Origin of the sequence: Colwellia sp. 20A7, from assembly GCF_009832865.1 — a bacterium.
Lineage (GTDB): Bacteria > Pseudomonadota > Gammaproteobacteria > Enterobacterales > Alteromonadaceae > Colwellia.
Genome location: NZ_CP047130.1, coordinates 2,653,662 through 2,673,141, shown reverse-complemented (window position 1 = coordinate 2,673,141; position 19,480 = coordinate 2,653,662). Strand labels below are relative to the sequence as shown.

The 19,480-nt window shown below is 37.1% G+C and carries 14 protein-coding genes and 1 pseudogene; 8 read left to right on the top strand and 7 right to left on the bottom strand.

Annotated elements, in window-relative coordinates:
* Position 1: 1 nt before the first annotated feature.
* The 7 genes and pseudogenes from GQS55_RS11630 to GQS55_RS11600 form a co-directional block, all read right to left on the bottom strand.
* A complete protein-coding gene (locus GQS55_RS11630) occupies positions 2 to 1,243 on the bottom strand; it encodes an efflux RND transporter periplasmic adaptor subunit (protein WP_159820676.1) in 1,242 nt (413 codons plus the stop codon).
* A 316-nt stretch (positions 1,244 to 1,559) separates the two neighbouring features.
* Positions 1,560 to 3,002: an ATP-binding protein gene (locus GQS55_RS11625; protein ID WP_159820675.1), complete on the bottom strand. Its 1,443-nt coding sequence runs from the start codon at positions 3,000 to 3,002 to the stop codon at positions 1,560 to 1,562.
* Positions 3,003 to 3,011: 9 nt separating this feature from the next.
* Positions 3,012 to 3,695, bottom strand: coding sequence for a response regulator transcription factor (locus tag GQS55_RS11620; protein ID WP_159820674.1), 684 nt, complete (start codon positions 3,693 to 3,695; stop codon positions 3,012 to 3,014).
* A gap of 698 nt (positions 3,696 to 4,393) precedes the next feature.
* Positions 4,394 to 5,593 carry an IS91 family transposase gene (locus tag GQS55_RS11615; RefSeq protein ID WP_159820673.1) on the bottom strand — a complete coding sequence of 400 codons (1,200 nt, stop codon included), beginning with the start codon at positions 5,591 to 5,593 and terminating at the stop codon, positions 4,394 to 4,396.
* 9 nt (positions 5,594 to 5,602) lie between these two features.
* Positions 5,603 to 6,505 (bottom strand): annotated as a pseudogene (locus tag GQS55_RS11610) (tyrosine-type recombinase/integrase).
* 388 nt (positions 6,506 to 6,893) lie between these two features.
* On the bottom strand, positions 6,894 to 7,496 hold the full coding sequence (locus tag GQS55_RS11605; protein WP_159820672.1) for a thiamine biosynthesis protein ThiC: 603 nt from the start codon (positions 7,494 to 7,496) through the stop codon (positions 6,894 to 6,896).
* 671 nt (positions 7,497 to 8,167) lie between these two features.
* Entirely contained in the window at positions 8,168 to 9,181 is a 1,014-nt protein-coding gene (locus GQS55_RS11600; protein ID WP_159820671.1) for a phospholipase A, read from the bottom strand.
* A gap of 229 nt (positions 9,182 to 9,410) precedes the next feature.
* Between GQS55_RS11600 and GQS55_RS11595 the strand changes: the two genes are divergently transcribed.
* The 8 genes from GQS55_RS11595 to hrpA all read left to right on the top strand — a co-directional run bounded on the left by GQS55_RS11595 (position 9,411) and on the right by hrpA (position 19,335).
* Positions 9,411 to 10,223: a putative hydro-lyase gene (locus tag GQS55_RS11595; RefSeq protein ID WP_159820670.1), complete on the top strand. Its 813-nt coding sequence runs from the start codon at positions 9,411 to 9,413 to the stop codon at positions 10,221 to 10,223.
* Positions 10,224 to 10,259: 36 nt separating this feature from the next.
* Positions 10,260 to 10,985, top strand: coding sequence for a 5-oxoprolinase subunit PxpA (locus GQS55_RS11590; protein WP_159820669.1), 726 nt, complete (start codon positions 10,260 to 10,262; stop codon positions 10,983 to 10,985).
* Positions 10,985 to 11,740 carry a 5-oxoprolinase subunit PxpB gene (gene pxpB, locus GQS55_RS11585; protein WP_236559625.1) on the top strand — a complete coding sequence of 252 codons (756 nt, stop codon included), beginning with the start codon at positions 10,985 to 10,987 and terminating at the stop codon, positions 11,738 to 11,740. The genes GQS55_RS11590 and pxpB overlap by 1 nt, the downstream gene beginning before the upstream one ends.
* Positions 11,737 to 12,684, top strand: coding sequence for a biotin-dependent carboxyltransferase family protein (locus GQS55_RS11580; protein WP_159820668.1), 948 nt, complete (start codon positions 11,737 to 11,739; stop codon positions 12,682 to 12,684). Before pxpB ends, GQS55_RS11580 begins: the two co-directional genes overlap by 4 nt.
* Positions 12,685 to 12,711: 27 nt before the next feature.
* Positions 12,712 to 13,566, top strand: a complete 855-nt coding sequence (locus GQS55_RS11575) for a DUF4392 domain-containing protein (protein WP_159820667.1) — start codon at positions 12,712 to 12,714, stop codon at positions 13,564 to 13,566.
* Positions 13,567 to 13,607: 41 nt separating this feature from the next.
* Positions 13,608 to 14,468 carry an aminotransferase class IV gene (locus GQS55_RS11570; RefSeq protein ID WP_159820666.1) on the top strand — a complete coding sequence of 287 codons (861 nt, stop codon included), beginning with the start codon at positions 13,608 to 13,610 and terminating at the stop codon, positions 14,466 to 14,468.
* Positions 14,469 to 14,641: 173 nt separating this feature from the next.
* Positions 14,642 to 15,076, top strand: a complete 435-nt coding sequence (locus GQS55_RS11565) for a CBS domain-containing protein (protein ID WP_159820665.1) — start codon at positions 14,642 to 14,644, stop codon at positions 15,074 to 15,076.
* A gap of 149 nt (positions 15,077 to 15,225) precedes the next feature.
* Entirely contained in the window at positions 15,226 to 19,335 is a 4,110-nt protein-coding gene (gene hrpA, locus GQS55_RS11560; protein ID WP_236559624.1) for an ATP-dependent RNA helicase HrpA, read from the top strand.
* The last annotated feature ends 145 nt before the right edge of the window (positions 19,336 to 19,480 follow it).

Here is a 19,480-nt window from a genome sequence, read left to right as displayed (position 1 = left end):
TTTATAACCCCCTACCTGCACCCGGTCCGCCTTGTCCACGTGAACTGCCACCTGATAATCCCGCTATTGAGCTGGCTATAGCATTAGAGGAAGCCGTTCCGTCAAGACCTGAAGACTGACTAATCACTATCTCATCACCTTCGTTCAACCCTGATAATATCTGTGCGTATATTTTATTATTAATGCCAACGTCGACATTTCGATATTCAGCTTGATCGCCATTTTTCACTAGCACTTGATAAGAAGCCTTTAGACCAGTTTTTTTAACTAACACTTGTGAAGGTACAAGTAAGACGTCTTCTGCTTTTTCAAGAATAATAGAAACTTGTGTCGTCATGCCAAAGCGCAATAACTTATCTGGGTTTTCAACATCAAACAAGGCATTGTAATAAATCGCTTCATCGTCACCAATTTTCAACGAACTATCGTCACCGCTAAGTAATGTTGGGCCTGGCTCAATGGCGCGTAAAATACCGTAATATTTCTTGCCTGTTGCACCCAAAATAGTAAAATAAACTTTTTGTCCGGCACTAACGTTTATAATATCGGCTTCAGAAACCTGTGCCTTAATAGTCATGACATCAAGTTGTGCTAGCTCAATAATACTTGGTGTACCTTGATTGTTATTGACCGTTTGACCTTCTTCCACCGAAACATAGATGACTGTGCCATCGATAGGCGACTCAATAAGGGTGTAACCTAAATTAACCTGAGCGTTATCTACACTGATAATAGATTTCTCTTTCTCAGCAATTAATTGATCTAGCTCTGCTCGATAAACTGCCAGTACAGATTCAGCAGTGTCATAGTCCGATTGTGAGCTCGCACTAGTCGCCAGCATCTTTTTACTTCGCGTAAACTCAGCAGTCGCCACTTTAATTTGAGCTTGTTTTGCCCGTAACTGAGCATCAATGCTCTTGAGTAAAGCTTCGGCTTCTTTTAAAGCATTTTGTTGGGTCAAATTATCGATTTGAGCAATAAAATCACCTTGCTTAATTTCATCGCCCAACTGAACACCAATTTTTTCAATCAGCCCTGAAATTTGAGCACCGACACTAACCAATTTAGACGGATATAACACACCGTTTGTGAGTACCACACTCTCAATATTACCTCGCTTAACAATATCGGTGATAAATACCGTTTGCACCTGCTGTGACAAGCTATATTTGTAGCCTGCACCTGCGATGATAACGGCGATAAAAAGGATTAATAGCAAGGTCTTTTTAATGTTTTTTTTCATGGGACTCTCTCAATTTCTGTACAGATATATTTTATAACGGTGCTTAACTAGAGCTTTAAAGCTGGTTGTCTTTGAGAAGTACTTGATTATCTAAAAACGCAGAACTAAAAAGCTTAAGGGCTTCATCGGTTGTAGTTGACATTAGTAGTATCAAGCTTGCTATTGATACAACAGTAATAAGGGAAGCAATTTTTTTGACTTTCATGACCAATCTCTTTAGCAATTAAGGTAACCATTTATGAGTTACCCTAATTCTAACGATTAGCCATTAGCTATGGATGACAATGTTGTCATTTAACTTCTCATTTCGAATTTATTATTTAGCTATCGGCAACGACAATCGCAGAGTAAATAGCTCTTTATCGCTCGTTTCAATAATGAGATCGCCATCATGTGCTCGGGTAATTTCTCGCGCTAGACTTAACCCAAGGCCGCTGCCCGATAGTCCTTGCATATGCTCAGGCTCGCCACGATAAAAACGTTCGAATAATCTAACTCTCACTGCATCTGACATAGGCAGACAAAAGTTACTGATAAGCACGTCTATTTGACCGCCATTTTGTTTAGCTTGAATAGTGACTCCTTTCTCATGAAGGCTGTAGCGCATCACGTTAACTAGCACATTATTTAGCAGCTGCCTTAGTAATACAGCATCACCTTGGATGATTAAGGCTTGTTCAATCGCACAATGCAGTACCAATTCATCTGACAACAGCTCCATATCGGCAGTTAACTCATCTAATAAGTCGGTTATATTTATCGCTTCGAGATGCAGCGCCATCGAACCAGCATCGGCCTGCGACAGCAGTAACAGTTTTCGTGTAATGGCCGACAGATGTCCCACTTCATCAAGAATGGCATTGAGATCTAATTGATCGACGTTTTCATTGATAACGGCTTGTTCAAGTTTGCCTCTTAACACCGTCAGTGGCGTTTTAAGTTCATGAGCAGCATCAGCCGTGAAGCGAGAAATTTGTTGAAAACTATCTTCAAGTCGCTCTAGCATCGTATTGTATGCTGCAATTAATATTTTAAACTCTTGATCTGCTTTATGCTCAGGCAAGCGGTGGCTTAGGTCTTTTTTTGTCACCATATTCATTGATTTTTGTAAGCGGTTTATCGGTCGTATAGTATTACTGGTAATAAACCATGCACCAAGGACACAAAGTAATAAAGAAAAAGGGATCACAACGATAAGTGCCTCTCGTAAAGTACTTTTTAGTTGGTTAGTGGTTGCGGAAACGTCAACAGCAATAAAGCTTTGTGCTTGGGCGGTATGATAAAAACTTGCTCGCCATTGGCTTTTATTATGTTCAAAGAAAACAAGATGACAAAGCACCGTTGCCCCATTTCTATCCGCTGAGGTAAATTGCTCTTCACTCTCACTGTTTAATGTACTTATTACTGCTTGAACGTCTACACCATCAGATTGTGTTAATACGCCAGATTCATTTGATTCAACGAATAACATCAGTTGACTAGCAGAGTTAATGCGCAACTTCTGCGTTAAATCATTAATAAGCCAGTCATCAGCATTAGCTACGTTACTTGCCACGGGAAATGTGCTCAACGGATTATTTCCACGACGTTCTTTACGCAAATAAAAGTCCATTATGCGCTTTTCTTCCATACAAAGGCGGGCATCAAGTTGCTCAAGCTCCACTTTCATAATACGTGACCAACTTAAGCTAACAATAACCGCGAGCACAGCACTTACCGTTAAGATAGATATAGAAAAAATACGCGTACGAAACTTCATTTTATCACCTTAACGTGGGCTTAAACGGTAACCTGTACCACGAACTGACTCAATGGCACCAACCATTTTCCCTGCACTTTCCAGTGAGGTAAGTTTACGGCGAATACGTTTAATGCACACATCGACAACATTAGTGCAGGGGTCAAAATCATAGCCCCAAACATGCTCCAATAATTGTCCGCGCGTTAAGACTTTATTTGGCGAGCGCATTAAGTATTCCAACAGACTAAATTCACGACTAGTGAGCTCGACAGATTGCCCCTGACAATTGATGCTGCGGTTAATGCAATCAAGTTGCAACGAACCTACTTCAATGACATGTTGTTGTGTGCCGGCATGTCGTCTCAGTAATGCCTGAATACGGGCATTGAGCTCTTCTACATAAAAAGGTTTTGCTAAGTAATCGTCAGCGCCCATTTCTAAGCCCTTAACACGATCACCAAGTTCATTACGAGCGGTCAGAAGAATAACAGGCGTATCGATACCCATTTGACGAATAGAGCGAAGAATATCTAAGCCATCACGACCAGGAAGCATAATATCGAGAATGATAATATCGAAAGTATTTTTACTCGCGCTCTCATAGCCTTGATTACCATCAGCACAATGGGTAATCGTGAAATTTTTTGTTCGCATGCCTTCACAGATAAAGTCAGCAATTTTTTGTTCATCTTCAACAAGCAGTATCTTCATTAAGTTATATCCTTAAGCAACTAATGAAAGTATCTCACCTGAGGCATTGATATCGCAACAAGTATGACAACATTGTCATTTTAGAGTTCGTAATCAAAGTGAGTTTCTATTAATTTAACTTTTTATTTATAGTAAGTACTGCTTTTCTGAGTCTTCCAATAATTAGTCTTTAAACTATGAAACAACACCCGATTTCAATGCAGATAATGACTATATAGGCTTTAAATTAACGTGATAAATAGAATATAAATAACAGCTATGATCTTTGGTACAAATGGTGAAAGCAACACTATTCTGAATATGATCGTTTTTTTAAAAATCTTAATGTTTGATTTAAGCTCTTAACTGCCGTTAATAACTCAAAAGCTAAGGTCAGCATTGTTTAGGTTTGTTAGATACCAGTCGCGACAAAACACCATAAGATCCACAAGCTTCACTCCTCAGACGGGTGTATAACAAACTCCAGAGAACGAAACCGCGTGACACAAACACTTACTATGGGGATTGCTATATCGTGGTTGAGGGTTTTATTGGGTAATTTTGAATTAACGCTTGATGTTGCTTGGTTTTAGTTGGCATAAGCGACTTATTAACGAGTAAAAACTCAATGAAGTATAGCGCCATATTCGCTATTGTGGTGTTTTTGGCAAAGCGATCCCTTATCAACATTCGATAATATTAACACTTATTTCTATTTGCTAATTTACACGCTTGATTGGTGGTGCGCGAGGCTTCAACTGACAAAGTAGAATCTCACTAATAATCATTGGCCCACTACATTTTGGGCAGGTAAATACAATACCTTTTGCAGGTGGAAGTGATTTACCCTCAACTAATTCCCTTGTGGTTACTTCCGGCACTTTTACATTGAGTAGGCCCTTAATTTTAGTTAAATTCTTCTTACAAGTCGTATTTGCAATCAAGCCATAATGTCTAATACGTTGAAACCCTGAAGGTAAAGCATGTAATAAAAAGCGCCGTATAAATTCACCATGGCTTAATGTCATCGTTCGGTATCGCTTTGACGCTTTAGCACGATAGTTTTTACAACGAAACGTGACATCCTTTTCATCACTTTTAACCAAGCGACTATTGGATATGGCTACGCGGTGTGTATAACGAGCAAGGTAAGCGAAAACAGCTTTAGGCCCTGCAAAAGGTCTTTTAGCATAAACGACCCATTCCTTTTTTCGTAATGGCGTAAGCCATTGCGTAAACGACACTTCATCTTCAAGCTGCTTACTTTTACCAAAGAATACCAGTTGGTTTTGTTGATAAGCTTGCGCTAATTTCTCAAGATATAGTCGACGAAACAATCGAGATAACACACGAACAGGCAGGAAGAAGCCTGATTTACTCGATACCCATTTCTCCCCATCAAGAGACAAACCACCGCCTGGTACAATACCATGCACATGTGGATGATGAGTCATCGCAGATCCCCATGTATGTAGGACAAAAGTAACCCCTAATTTAGCGCCGAGTCGCTTTTCATCAGCGCCTATCGTTAGAAGCGTTTGTGCAGCAGTTTTCAGTAATAAACCATACATTATCGACTTGTTGTAGTAGGCTATGTCTGCGATTTCTTTTGGTAAGGTAAAAACCAAATGATAATAATCGACAGGTAGTAGTTGCGCTTGTCTCGCTTCAAGCCATCTTTTTGCTGAGCTTGCTTGGCATTTTGGGCAATGTCTATTACGACATGAGTTATAAGAAATATGCGTCTTATGACATGATTGGCAATAAAGTTGATGGCCACCTAACACCTCTGTTCGACAATTTTCAATGGCTGACATGATTTTCAATTGACTGAGGTTAATATGTCCTTGATTGTGTTCACGCCATTGTTGACCATGATGTCGAAATATATCAGATATTTCTAATTGAGGACGAGTCATGGTGAATACTCACGACTTGTCCTTATCTTTTGTCTTATCCTTGTTTTCTAAAGCATCAAGTGGACTGATAACTTCGCGTAATAAGCTTGTTGCGACCTGAGCATATAAAGCCGTGGTACCTAATTTAGCATGCCCAAGCAATACCTGTATGACACGTATATCAACATGCGCTTCAAGTAAATGTGTCGCAAAGCTGTGACGTCAGGTATGCATCGATACCCTTTTATTAATACCAGCATTATTGGCTGTAGCTGTACAAACTCTAGAAAGCTGACGACTCGTCATATGATTAATTGGATTAAGTCCTGGGAACAACCAACCTTCACGGTGCATTTGCCCATGTTTATTAGCAAACAACCACCATTGTCGTAAATGCGCGAGTAGCGCAGGAGATAACATAGCGTATCTATCTCGGCTTCCTTTACCTTGTTCAACGCGAAGCACCATACGCTCACTGTCTATATCTGAGACTTTAAGCGAAACAACTTCGCTAACGCGAAGCCCCGCACCATAAGCAACAGAAAATGCAGCATGGTATTTGGGGTGAGCAGCGCTTGCAAGAAACAGCTTTATCTCTTCTAGACTTAAAATAATAGGTAACTTACGTGCGACCGAAACAGTGGTTAATTTGGTGAGTAGCTGTGGTTTATCTAACGTAACATTATATAAAAACCTTAAACCAGAAAGGGTGCTATTAATCGTTGGTCCTGTTGCGCCGTCTTTAACTAAAAACAATTGGAACTCGCGTAAATTGTCACGGGTAGCATGTTCAGGTGAATGTTTAAAATATTCACAAAAACGATTTAGTGCTCGGACATAATCTATTTGTGTTTTAGCTGTAAGATTACGGATAACCATGTCTTCAGTGAAACGTTGGCTCAGCTCAGGATTAAAATAAGTAGAAAAAATCATGTTAAAACTCCTCGTTAATTGAGACGAAATGCCTCAATACTAAGAGTAGAAAAGAATATGAAAATTAGAAGGTAATACAGAGCTAGCCAAGTACGCCATTACCGCGGAGCGGTTTAGTTCTTTGGGTATAAGTGATCAATAGGAAATTTAACGGGACACTCGCTTATAACGCTTAAAAAACATTAGTTGTAATCCCCGTGTTGTTCAAATTTGAGTGACTGTCCTTTATTGTTATTGTATTTATTGTAATTTTGAGCGACTTTGAAAAAGCCACTTATTGTAATAGGTCAATGCTCTAAACGTAAAACATCGGCGAATTAACGGTTTAGTATGCGCCGATGTTTATACTTTATTCAAAAATGTTACATCACTTGTGAGGTGTTAAGCTTTAGTCTTGTTTACGGTAAAGGCCTATTAAGCATATTGCTAAAAGTAACGTTGCGATCATGCCTGAAGCGCCAGCAACAGCTGATGGAAGAAATCCATCACGGCCAAAGGTAATTAAAATACCATTGGCAAACATAGCAACCACACCCGCCAAAGCCGTAAGCGTACCTATCGCCTTGCCACCTTTAGCTATACAAGACAGGCCAAAAACAAGTGCTGCTAATCCCAATAATAATTTAGCTGCGTAGTAAATCATGAATGACAAAGAAACCACGCCACCAATTAAAGGTTGTGCGCCTTCTACAGTACCCGCTACTTTTCCAAACGTTGAAAACAAAGTTAGGCCAATACTCACCTGTACTATGTTAAGTACCGCGCTAAACGCGATAGCTGACCATCCTAGCTGAGAGTTTTTTACTTGAACCATGGCAGAACCCGCAAAGGCGGCAAGTAAAGTAAATACTAGAGCTTCTAGTCCCCATGAAAACTGCCTTGAAAAACTAATTTCAGCACTGTAAAGGGCAGAATAAATAGTTTGTGATATCGCCAATACCAACAATAAAGATGCTGTAATTAGGATGGTGCGTTTATTCGTGAATTCCATTATTTACCTCTTATAATTTATATTTTACGCTTTTAATAGATGCAACAGATTTGAATACATCAAACAGATGAGACTTTTTATATAAATAGCGCTCATACTTGGGGTATAAGACAGGTAAAACTATTTAATTCTTTCACTCAAACCTATAAAAATAATAATTAATAACAAACGAGTAATACTACAGTCTTGTTATGTTGCCAAAGGTGATGCAGTTTAAAAAAATTTATAAGAAATTTATAAGGGAAGTCACTCATAGTAGCTAGGACATAGATACAATATCTACTCTAAAGCAAGGATTGAAGCTAACTCCTTATGTCTGCAATGTGTGAAGTGCTATAAGTAGTCATTAACGGTTTGCAATATAGTTCAATGAAGGATGACATTAATTACACATTAGATGTGGTAGCGTTGAATGTAAGTTGACAACATTTAGCCCATAATCGGCTGTTAGGAATAGTTGTGATCCTTTTTCTTTTAAATGTGCTATTCATATACCACGAGCATTGCTTTAAATTCAGCGCGAAAACTATTAACGCTTTATCGCTTGTAATACTGTGTGCTTGAGGCGATTTGGATAATAAATATTAGCTAAATCTTTTATTATCCAACATCTCTTTGACTTGATTTTATATTGTTGACAAAAAAGGTGATGTATATTTAAACGGTAAATTCTATAAGATGTCTGTTAAAGCAAAGCCAATACCTAAGCGTTGTTGTCTATGATTATAATCAATTAAGCTTTCTCCATAACCATTGAAGTATTGAGCATAACCTTTTAATTTTCCCCATAAAGGAAAAGTGATACCAAGTTCTATGGCTCCATGGTGATGAGCGAAACTTTCTCGTAATTTCATCGATGCTTCATATTTATTGTTCCACTTATACACAGTGCTTAATTCAAAATATCCCATATATTCATTGATATCAGGATTATCATCACCAATCTTATCAATAGTAGTCGCTTGGCTACCTTCGGGGATTCGATACCAGGTACGAAATGATACCGCGAGATTGTTTTTTTCAAAAAGGAAGTTGGCATAAACTCTGTTCCAGCTCCTTGAAAGCAGCATAGAACGACCATTTGACTGATGTTCAAAACCGATCATCATGGCTGTGTTGGTCTTAAAAGGGTGCCAGCTGGTAGGTGTAAAATAAAATATTTCTGGCTGGTAGTTAGTTTCTCTAAAAGGTCGTGAAATTTTATGAGTATATAATTGCCACCAAGACTCTAAAGTAAAACCAAAAAAAAGCTGATCTCCACTATTTAAAAAACTGCCGGTGGTTAACGGTACTTTAATGCTTAGTTGAAACTTGGTTTCAACATCTCGCAGTTCGTCTTCCCAGTTTGAATAACCAGCGTAGGCTTCTTTATTGATACCATCTGTGATAGTTACGGGTAAAATATAGTTCATTTTATGTGGCGTAATAACATAGGGATCAAACGCTGATTTTTTTTCTTTAATCATTCGTTCAGAAATAGCGCCAAGCTCTTCACTGCCTAGCTGTTCTTTCACTATTTTTTTTTCGCAAAAGTCTTCAATTTGTTGAAGCGTTTTATTTTTGTCTGTTTTTTTAATCGTTTTAATTAAACACCTATCTAATAGGGTTTCAAATGATTGTGCATAGGAATACGACATAGCGAAAAAACAACTCAAGCTAATCAGTGGGATAAATAGTTTTAACATATTAAATATCTTAAGGAATATTCTATTATTAGAAGGTCAGTATAGCGTTGAATATGTAAAATGTCACAAATATGTCTATTCACTGTAAATGATGCTATTTTAGCAATTCATCATGTTTAAAAATATATCTGAAGTCGACATGATTATCGTAGTATTTCTCCTATTTATTAGTAATAATATTAACCTATAAAATATTCTTCTTATTTTTCGTCAGATAAAGTGATTATCCATGTCTATAAATATTAACGATCCCGCTTCAGCACAGCTTAGTGCTTATGAATTACGTCAATTAATTCGTCATGATAAATTCAAAGAAAACACATCAGGCTTTGCTCAAGGTTGTGTTCAAGGAAATATTGTTATTTTGCCAAAAGATTGGGCGAATGACTTTTTACAATTTTGTCAATTTAACCCTAAGCCTTGTCCATTAATTGGCATGTCAGAAAATGCAGGAGATTATCTTTTACCTGATTTGGGCAAAGATATTGATATTCGCTCTGATGTCCCAGGTTATCGTTTATTTGTTGATGGCACATTTAAGCAAGAATTCACTGACATTAAAGAACTTTGGCGCGATGATTTAGTTACTTTTGTTTTGGGTTGTTCTTTTTCTTTTGAAGATGCACTTATTGCTGATGGGCTTGAAATTCGCAATATCAGCGAAAATAAAAATGTTCCTATGTATCGTACTAATATACCTTGCAAAACTGCAGGAAGATTTAGCGGTGAAACAGTGGTAAGTATGCGACCAATGTTAGCTAAAGATGCAATTAGAGCGATTCAAATATGTAGTCGTTTTCCATCGGTTCATGGTGCACCTATACATTTTGGTCAACCTGAGCTTATTGGTATTAATGATATTAATAAACCTGATTATGGCGATAGTGTCACTATTAAAGAAAACGAAGTGCCGGTATTTTGGGCTTGTGGTGTAACACCACAGCTTGTGTTAGAACAAACTAAGCCTCCGTTTTGTATAACCCATAGTCCAGGTAAAATGTTAGTAACCGATATTGCCAATTCAACATTAGCAGTGTTATAAGTTTTGCTAAAATTACTAGCGAAATAAGGAAAAATAATGAAATTGAATTGTGACTTAGGCGAAAGTTTTGGTAGCTGGACCATGGGGCTTGACGAGAAAGTTATGCCGCATATCGATCAAGCTAATATTGCTTGTGGTTTTCACGCGGGTGACCCTTTAGTGATGCAAAAGACACTAGCATTAGCAAAAGAGAACAACGTTAGTGTTGGTGCACATCCAGGATACCCTGACTTGGTCGGTTTTGGACGACGTTCAATTAATTGCTCAACTGAGGAATTGATAGCGTTGGTCATGTATCAAGTGGCAGCTATTGATGGTGTTGCTAAGTCAATAGGAATTGAATTGGAATATGTAAAGCCACACGGTGCTTTATATAATGACATGATGGTAAAAAAAGAAGTCAGAGATGCTATTTTATGTGCATTAAGTCGTTATCATCGTCCTTTAAAATTAATGTTACAAGCGACACCTAAAATTGAAGAACACAGAGCCGAGGCTAAACAATATAATATTGATATATTGAGCGAAGCTTTTGCGGATCGTTGTTATGACGACGACGGTAAATTGTTAGCTCGCACTAAGCCTGGCGCTGTTCATAATAAAGAAAAAATGCTTGCTCAAGTGAAACAACTGAAAGAGCAAGGTTGCGTTACCTCGGTAAGTGGCAACATTTTAACTCTAAATGCCGATAGCTTGTGTGTTCATGGCGACAATATTGAAGGCGTACAGGCGATTGAATCTATTCTGGAGCTCATTGGTTAATGTTAAAAGAACAAGGGCTTAGTATGCCAACGATTAATATTGCAGGTGAAAATGCGTTAATTATTTATTTTTCTGATGAAGTTAGCGATGACACGTCGGCAAAAATAAAACACGTTGAACAATTGATTCGTCAAGCAATGAAGGTTGACTTGTCTGATGATATTGTGGATTTAATTCCATCTTATGCATCGATGTTAGTGGTATTTAATATACTTCATACCGATCATCACCAGGTGCGAAATAAACTCAGAATTTTATTACGACGTTTAGATGATAATTCAGCAACTGATAGCGATGTAGAGCAATCTTCTATTATTGAGCTACCGGTATATTACTCTGAAGAATCAGGGCCTGATTTAACCGTTATTGCTCAACGAAATAAATTAAGTGTTGAGCAAGTAATCGAGATTCATCAAGTTAAAGATTATCACGTGTATGCTATCGGCTTTGCGCCTGGGTTTGCTTATTTAGGTGAAGTTGATGAAAGAATTGCTTCACCACGTTTAAGTACCCCAAGAAATAAAGTGCCCAAAGGAGCTGTTGCTATTGCTGATAAACAAACTGCTGTTTATCCAAATACCTCCCCAGGAGGCTGGAATATAGTCGGTTTATGCCCAGTCGATATGTTTGATGTCACGGCAACTCCAATCATGCCAATTAAAGTTGGTGATAAAGTAAGGTTTAAGTCAATTGATAAGAATGAGTTTTTATCATTAGGTGGTGAATTACCGGAAGGATTTGGCAAACTATCATGAGTTTTTCTACAGGTTTTTTAGTGAAAGAGCCAGGCATGCTAAGCCTTATTCAAGATGCTGGGCGTTTTGGGTCTTTTAATATTGGATTAACCAATGGTGGTCCAATAGATTTACAGGCATTTCAATGGGCTAATCGCTTATGTGCTAATGAATTAAATGCTACGGCTATTGAAATTAGTATTGGCGGTTTAGCACTTATTGCACAAGTTGATACAACTATTGCCGTCACTGGTGCAAATATGTCGCTGTCAATTAATCATACTAACAAAGATTTATGGCGCAGTTACGCGATTAAAGCGGGCGACCTTATTGAGTTAGGGTTTGCTAGCGAAGGTATACGAAGTTACTTGGCTGTTGCTGGTGGTTTTACTATCAAAGAAAGTTTTGGTAGTACTGCAACGGTATGTCGTGAAGGTGTTGGTGGTTTAGTTGGTGAAAAGCTTAAAAAAGACAATATATTGCCTTGTGCTAGCCAACAGAGAAAAACAAATTTGGTTTTACCTGAATTATTAAGGCCAAAATATTTTAATGACGTGGTGTTACGCACAATACCAAGCTATCAACAAAAAAACTTTTCATCTTTTCAACAACGATTATTTTACTCTAGTGACTATAGCGTGAGTAAAAGTTTCGATCGAATGGGTTATCGGTTAACCGGTAAAAAAATTACGGGTGATATTGAAGGCATTTTATCTGAAGGTATTTGTCAGGGGGCTATTCAAATCCCAGCAGATGGTCAGCCAATTGTGTTGTTGAATGACCGACAAACGATTGGTGGCTATCCTAAAATTGGCGCTGTTATATCCATTGATATTGCAAAGTTAGGGCAACTCAAACAAGGCGATAAAGTTCGCTTTGAGCCTATTAGTATGGAACAGGCACATAACTGTTTTCATTTGAATTTAAGTTATTTTAATCGTAAAAAACTCAATGTTTGTGATTAAAATTAGATCAAGCTTGGTATAAGAAACATGAATATAGAAAATGAAGCATCACTTAGTGAACAAATTGAATGCATGCTTGTTGAGCGAAATTTACGCGGTATGAAGGATTTACAACAACAAGTTACTTCAGGTTATTGTTTACGTGCGGCTAAATCTTTGAGCAATATAGAAGGTACAGTGCTTATAGGTACTGGATTTCCTGTTTTGGACACGTTTGAAACAGACGGCCCTGTAGGGGCTTTAATTTTATATAAAGCGTTGGCTCTTTTAGGTGCCACTCCTATTTTAGTGTGTGGTAACCCAATGGCTAATGCACTCAAAGATGATTATAACGTTTGTGTTATTAGTGTTGGTGATAAAAAATCTGGTTTAGCTGAAGCGAAAGCGGCACTTTTACAGTATAAACCTCAAGCTATTATAGCTATTGAATGTCCTGGCGCTGCGGAAAATGGAAATTACCATAATATGCGTGGTGAAGATATAAGTGCTAAATCAGCGTCTTTTGATTTCTTTATGACAGAAGCAAATTGTCCAACGATTGCTATTGGTGATGGTGGTAATGAAATAGGCATGGGGAACGTGAAAGAGCTATTAGCAAAACTTGATATTGTTCCTGCCGCGACTACGTGTGATGAATTGATATTAAGTGATGTATCAAATTGGGGCGTTTATGGTATTTTAGCCTTTTTAAGTGTTTGGTCTAAAAAAGATTTATTGAATGAAACCTGCCCAGAGCAGATTCTGAAATATATTTCAAAGTTAGGCAGTGTTGATGGTGTAACACGCAGAAATGAAATAACCGAAGACAGTCTTCCTGCTTCAGAAGGGATTGCCTTAATTGCAAGAATTAGATCCTTAATTGGTTATCCAACTGCCAGTTAAGAAAAATTAAATAGTAAACTTAAATTATCAGGAAAAGTAAAATGAGCACAGTATTTTTAAATGGCGATTATATGCCAATTGAAGAAGCCAAGATTTCCCCTTTAGATCGTGGATTTTTATTTGGTGATGGGATATATGAAGTAATTCCATCGTACTTTGGCAAAATGGTTGGCTTTCAAGCCCATATAGATAGAATGAATGATGGCTTAAAGGCTATTGGCATTGAGTTAAATTGGGATGATAGTCAGTGGTTAGCCTTATGTGACAAGTTATCAAGTAGCAATGGTGGTGGCCCTCTAGGGCTATATTTGCATGTAAGCCGTGGTACTGATACTAAACGTTTTCACGCTTTCCCTACCAACGTATCTCCAACTGTATTTGCAATGGCTTTTGAAATTCCTGTTCCTAAAACGCCTTGTTTGGATACGGTTGGTAATGGATATGCCTTAACAAGTACAGAAGATTTGCGTTGGAAACGTTGCCATATAAAATCAACTTCATTGTTAGGGAATGTTTTACATTTTCAAGAAGGCTTTGATGCCGGCAGCCAAGAAACTTTATTGTTTAATAGCAAAAATGAATTAACGGAAGCGAGTGCATCAAACATTTTCATCGTAAAAGATGGAATTATTGCTACGCCGATTCAAGATAACCAAATTTTACCGGGTGTTACTCGTCGTTTAATCATTGATATATTGACTAAAGATGGAACATTGACAGTTCAAGAACGTATTGTCACTTTAGATGAAGTGCGCGCTGCAGATGAAATTTGGATTACTAGCTCATCAAAAGAAATTGCGCCGGTCACTAAGCTAGATGGTGTAGCGGTAGGTACTGGAAAAGTGGGTGAGATTTGGTTGAAAGCATCAACGTTATATACAGAAAATAAATTTTCATATTAGCGTTGTTTCTATTTTTTAGCGGCTCTTAGTTGAAATCATAAAACTTTATACAATAAAACCAAGATAAATCTATGAAAAATTGGTGTTATTAAAAATAGTTATCTACATTAATAGTAGGGATATATCCTAATATAAATGTATAACTTTTTTTGATTAATGTATAAGGGGTTATGATGGAGTCGTTAAAAATAGAAGAATATATGAACCACTATCCTGTTACTTTTACTGCTGATATGGGTGTTGAAGAGGCATCATTACGGTTTTTGAAAACAAAGCAAATAGGTGGCCCTGTTATTGATAATAATGGTAAATTAATTGGCTTTTTATCTGAAAGTGATGTTCTTGCTAAAATGCTTGAAACTATGTACCACAACGCGCATATCGTTAATGTTTCAGACTTAATGCGTAAAGATGTCCTATCAATGAAGCCTTATGACAGTGTAATTGAATTAGGGCGTTTAATGGTTCAAAACAAGCCAAAAGTTTACCCTGTTGTTGATGAAAGTAATAACTTATTAGGGACCATTTGCCGTAATGATGTTTTACGTTCTATTGATAAAATTTTACGCGAAAATTTAAAAACAGGTAAAGTAAACGCAGCTCAATAATTATTGTGAGCTATCGTTTTGGTTTGTTATCCATTTTTATATGACTGCAGTTTATTACAATGGCTGAAACTCCAGCTTGAAGTAGTTTAGGTATAACTGATAAAATAGACTTTTCTACATTTTTTTTTGTTACATTAGTTGAGTCTATTTTGCCGTCAAACATTTCTCTAAGTGAATCCCCGAATATACAGTCTTCTTTTGATGCGTTAACTCAAGTGAAAAAATCTGATTTTCACCGCTTGAAACAACAAATTATTAATCACAAAAGAATAATGACTCAACTTGAGTCTCAGTCTGATAAAGCTAAAGTTGACCAGCAACTTAAACAGTTTACTAAGACTGTACAAGCAATTGAAAAGTCAATTAAAGAAAAACAGCAAAAAATCAATAACCTTCCAAAAATAACTTATCCGGAAGGCCTGCCGATTAGCGACAATGCAGAACAAATATCTCGTGCTATTCGTGATAACCAAGTAGTCATTATTGCAGGTGAAACAGGCTCAGGGAAAACGACACAAATACCTAAGATTTGCCTTGAACTAGGACGAGGTATTGATGGTTTAATTGGTCATACTCAGCCCAGACGTATAGCCGCTAGAACTGTTGCTAATCGTATTGCCGACGAACTAAATACTAAACTTGGTGAGCAGGTGGGTTATAAAGTTCGCTTTAATGATCAAGTGAGCCAACACAGTTATATTAAATTAATGACTGATGGTATTTTGTTAGCTGAAATGCAAAGAGATCGCTTACTGCGCCAGTATGACACTATTATTATTGATGAAGCGCATGAGCGTAGTTTAAATATTGATTTTATTTTAGGGTATTTGCGTCAAGTTTTAATTAAGCGACCTGACTTAAAAGTGATAGTGACTTCAGCGACTATTGATCCGCAACGCTTTGCTAATCATTTTGCCGATAAAAATGGTAAACCAGCACCTATTATTGAGGTCTCTGGTCGTACTTATCCAGTAGAAATGCGTTATAGACCATTAAATGACAATGGCTCAGATGATAACGAGCAAGATGAAAATACGAATGATGGCAACGATATTATTAGTGGAATTTTAAATGCCGTTGATGAGTTTTCACAACTTGCTTCAGATAACTTAGGCGATATATTAATTTTCTTAAATGGTGAGCGAGAAATCCGAGATACTGCTGCTGCCTTAAACAAAGCGAATTTACGACACACACAAATATTGCCCCTTTATTCACGCTTAACCGTTAGTGAACAAAATCTTATTTTTAAACCGCATTCAGGTCGTAATATTGTACTAGCGACTAACGTTGCCGAAACAAGTTTAACTGTGCCTGGTATTAAATATGTGATTGACCCGGGTACTGCCCGTATATCACGATATAGTTACCGTACTAAAGTGCAACGTTTACCTATAGAACCTATTTCACAAGCGAGTGCTAATCAGCGTTCAGGACGTTGTGGGCGTGTATCATCAGGTATTTGTATACGCCTGTATAGCGAAGAAGATTACTTAAGTAGACCTGAATTTACCGATCCTGAAATATTGCGTACCAATTTAGCTACCGTTATTTTACAAATGTTAGCGTTAGATTTGGGAGAGATCGGCGACTTTCCTTTCGTAGAAGCTCCTGATAATAGAAATATTAACGATGGTGTTAAATTATTAGAAGAATTAGCTGCGATAGATAATGGTGCTCATGAAAATAAACAGTCAAAAGCACAAAAAAATGAAGGGACAAAATTAACTAAATCAGGACGTTTATTATCTAAATTCTCTATTGATCCTCGACTTGCAAAAATGGTGTTAACCGCAATTGATTTGGGTTGTATTGAGCAAGTGCTTATTATTGTGAGTGCGCTAAGCATTCAAGACCCAAGAGAACGACCACACGAAAAGCAGCAAGCGGCTGATGAAAAACATAATCGTTTTAAAGATAAAAATTCAGACTTTGTTAGTTTGCTTAATTTATGGCAGTACGTAAATGAGCAAAAAAATGATTTATCACAAAATCACTTTAGAAAACTATGTCAGCGCGAATACTTGTCTTATGTAAGGCTACGTGAATGGCAAGATATTTTTACCCAGCTTAAATTAACGTTAAAAGAGCAAAAAATATCATTAACGTCTGTTGATTATCAGTTTTCAATTAATGACACCGGTGCAGAAAAAAAACAAGATAAAAAAGAACAAACATTACCTAGTAGCTTAGTGACAGTGCATCAAGCTTTGTTGTCTGGTCTATTAAGCCATTTAGGTCAACAAGATGAAAACAGAGAGTTTAAAGGAGCGAGAGGAAGCAAGTTCTTCGTTTTTCCTGGTTCATCGCTATCAAAGAAACCACCTAAGTGGTTAATGTCAGCTGAATTGGTTGAAACCAGCCGTTTATTTGCGCGAATGAATGCGCGTATTGATCCTACTTGGATAGAGCCTTTAGCTGAACATTTATTAAAACGCAGTTACAGCGAACCTCATTGGGAGAAAAAGCAAGGGGCCGTAATGGCCTTTGAACAAGTCAGCCTTTATGGTTTACCGATTGTCACAAAAAGAAAAATTAATTTTAATACGATTGAGCCGATTACTTGTAGAGAAATATTTATCCGTGAAGCATTGGTTAATGGTGATTGTTTTATAAAAGAAAAATTTTTAGATGAAAACCAAGCATTAATAGCAAGTATTGAAGTACTTGAACAAAAAGCTCGCCGTAAAGACTTTTTAATTGACGAACAACAGCTTGTTGATTTTTATTCAAGTAAAGTTCCAGAAACTGTTATTTGCCAACGAAGTTTTCTATCTTGGTGGAAAAAAGCTAAAAAACAAGACGCAAAATTACTTAATTTCACTAAAGATTTCTTACTTAACAAATCATCAAATGATGTGACGGCAAAAGAATATCCCGACACATGGCAGCAAAATAATCTTACTTTACCGTTAGCTTATCATTTTAGTCCAGGGGATATTGACGATGGCATCAGTGTTATTATTCCTGTTGCCTTGCTGAATCAGTGTCATTATGAAGGATTCGATTGGCTTATTCCGGCTCTACGTTATGATTTGGTTGTGGCGTTAATTAAGGCGTTACCCAAAGCTTTACGACGTAACTTTGTTCCCGCGCCTAATTATGCAGAAGCGTGTTTAGAAAATATGGCTAATGCCAGTAAAAACCAAGAGAGTTTAGTGGATGCACTGGCCAAACAGTTACTGCGCATGACCGGTGTTAGATTACCTGAAGATGTTTGGCAAGGTGTTGAGTTACCTGCACATTTAACAATGAACTTTCAAGTCGTTAATGAAAAAGGGGAGTTGTTAAAGCAGGGGCGAGATCTTAATGAGTTGAAAGCGCAACTACAAGGCAAAGTAAAAGCTTCCATTAAGCAGGTGGCAGAGAAGGGCATAGAGAAGTCTAAATTGACTTTATGGGATTTTGGTAAATTACCTCAAGGTTATGAGAAAAAAGTCGCAAATATGACCATTAAGGCTTTTCCTGCGCTAGTTGATCATAAAAGTAGTGTTGCAATTGAACTATTTGAGCAAGAAGAGCATGCCGAGCAAGCGATGTTAAATGGTATTAGTCGACTTATTCTTCTAAATATCCCATCACCATTAAAATATTTACAAGAAAAAATGCCTAATAAAGCTAAACTAGGTTTGTACTTTAATCCTTTTGGCTCCATTACGGATTTATTGCAAGATTGTATTCAAGGCGCGTGTGTCTATTTAGTTAAAGAGTACATGCTAACTAAAAAAATGGCTATTTTACCTCGAGATGAAAAAAGCTTTGAGTTACTTCGTGAGTATGTACGCGCTGAAATATCAGATTGTGTATTAACGGCTGCAATTAAAGTAGAGCAAACATTAAGCTTAAGACATGATATCGCTAGAAAGCTAAAAGGTAATGTAGCGCTTAATGTAATTCAATCTCATAGTGATATTAAACAACAAAGCGAAGCTTTAGTTTTTAAAGGTTTTGTCAGCGCTTCAGGTTTTGAAAAGTTAGATGATATTACACGTTATTTAAAAGGTATTTTACGTCGATTAGAAAAGTTACCCATTGACCCTAACCAAGATAGATTAAAGTTAATTGAAGTAAAAAGGGCATCAGATTTATACGCTAGTGTATTATCACAGCAGCGTAAAGATAAGCCAATAGCACAAGAAATATTATTAACTAAGTGGATGATAGAAGAGTTTAGAATTTCACTTTTCTCCCAAAATTTAGGTACAGCACAACCTATTTCTTTAAAGAGAATAGTTAACCATTTAAAGGATTTTTCTTAGATTATACATAACTGTCATTTGACACAAAGACACAACCTCAGTATAAATAGTTATTCTCTAAGTAAATTAGCCATAAACGTTAAAGGAGGATGTGACCAAATTATTTAGATATGGTCGTTTTTAAGTTTGATTATATTGAGGTACA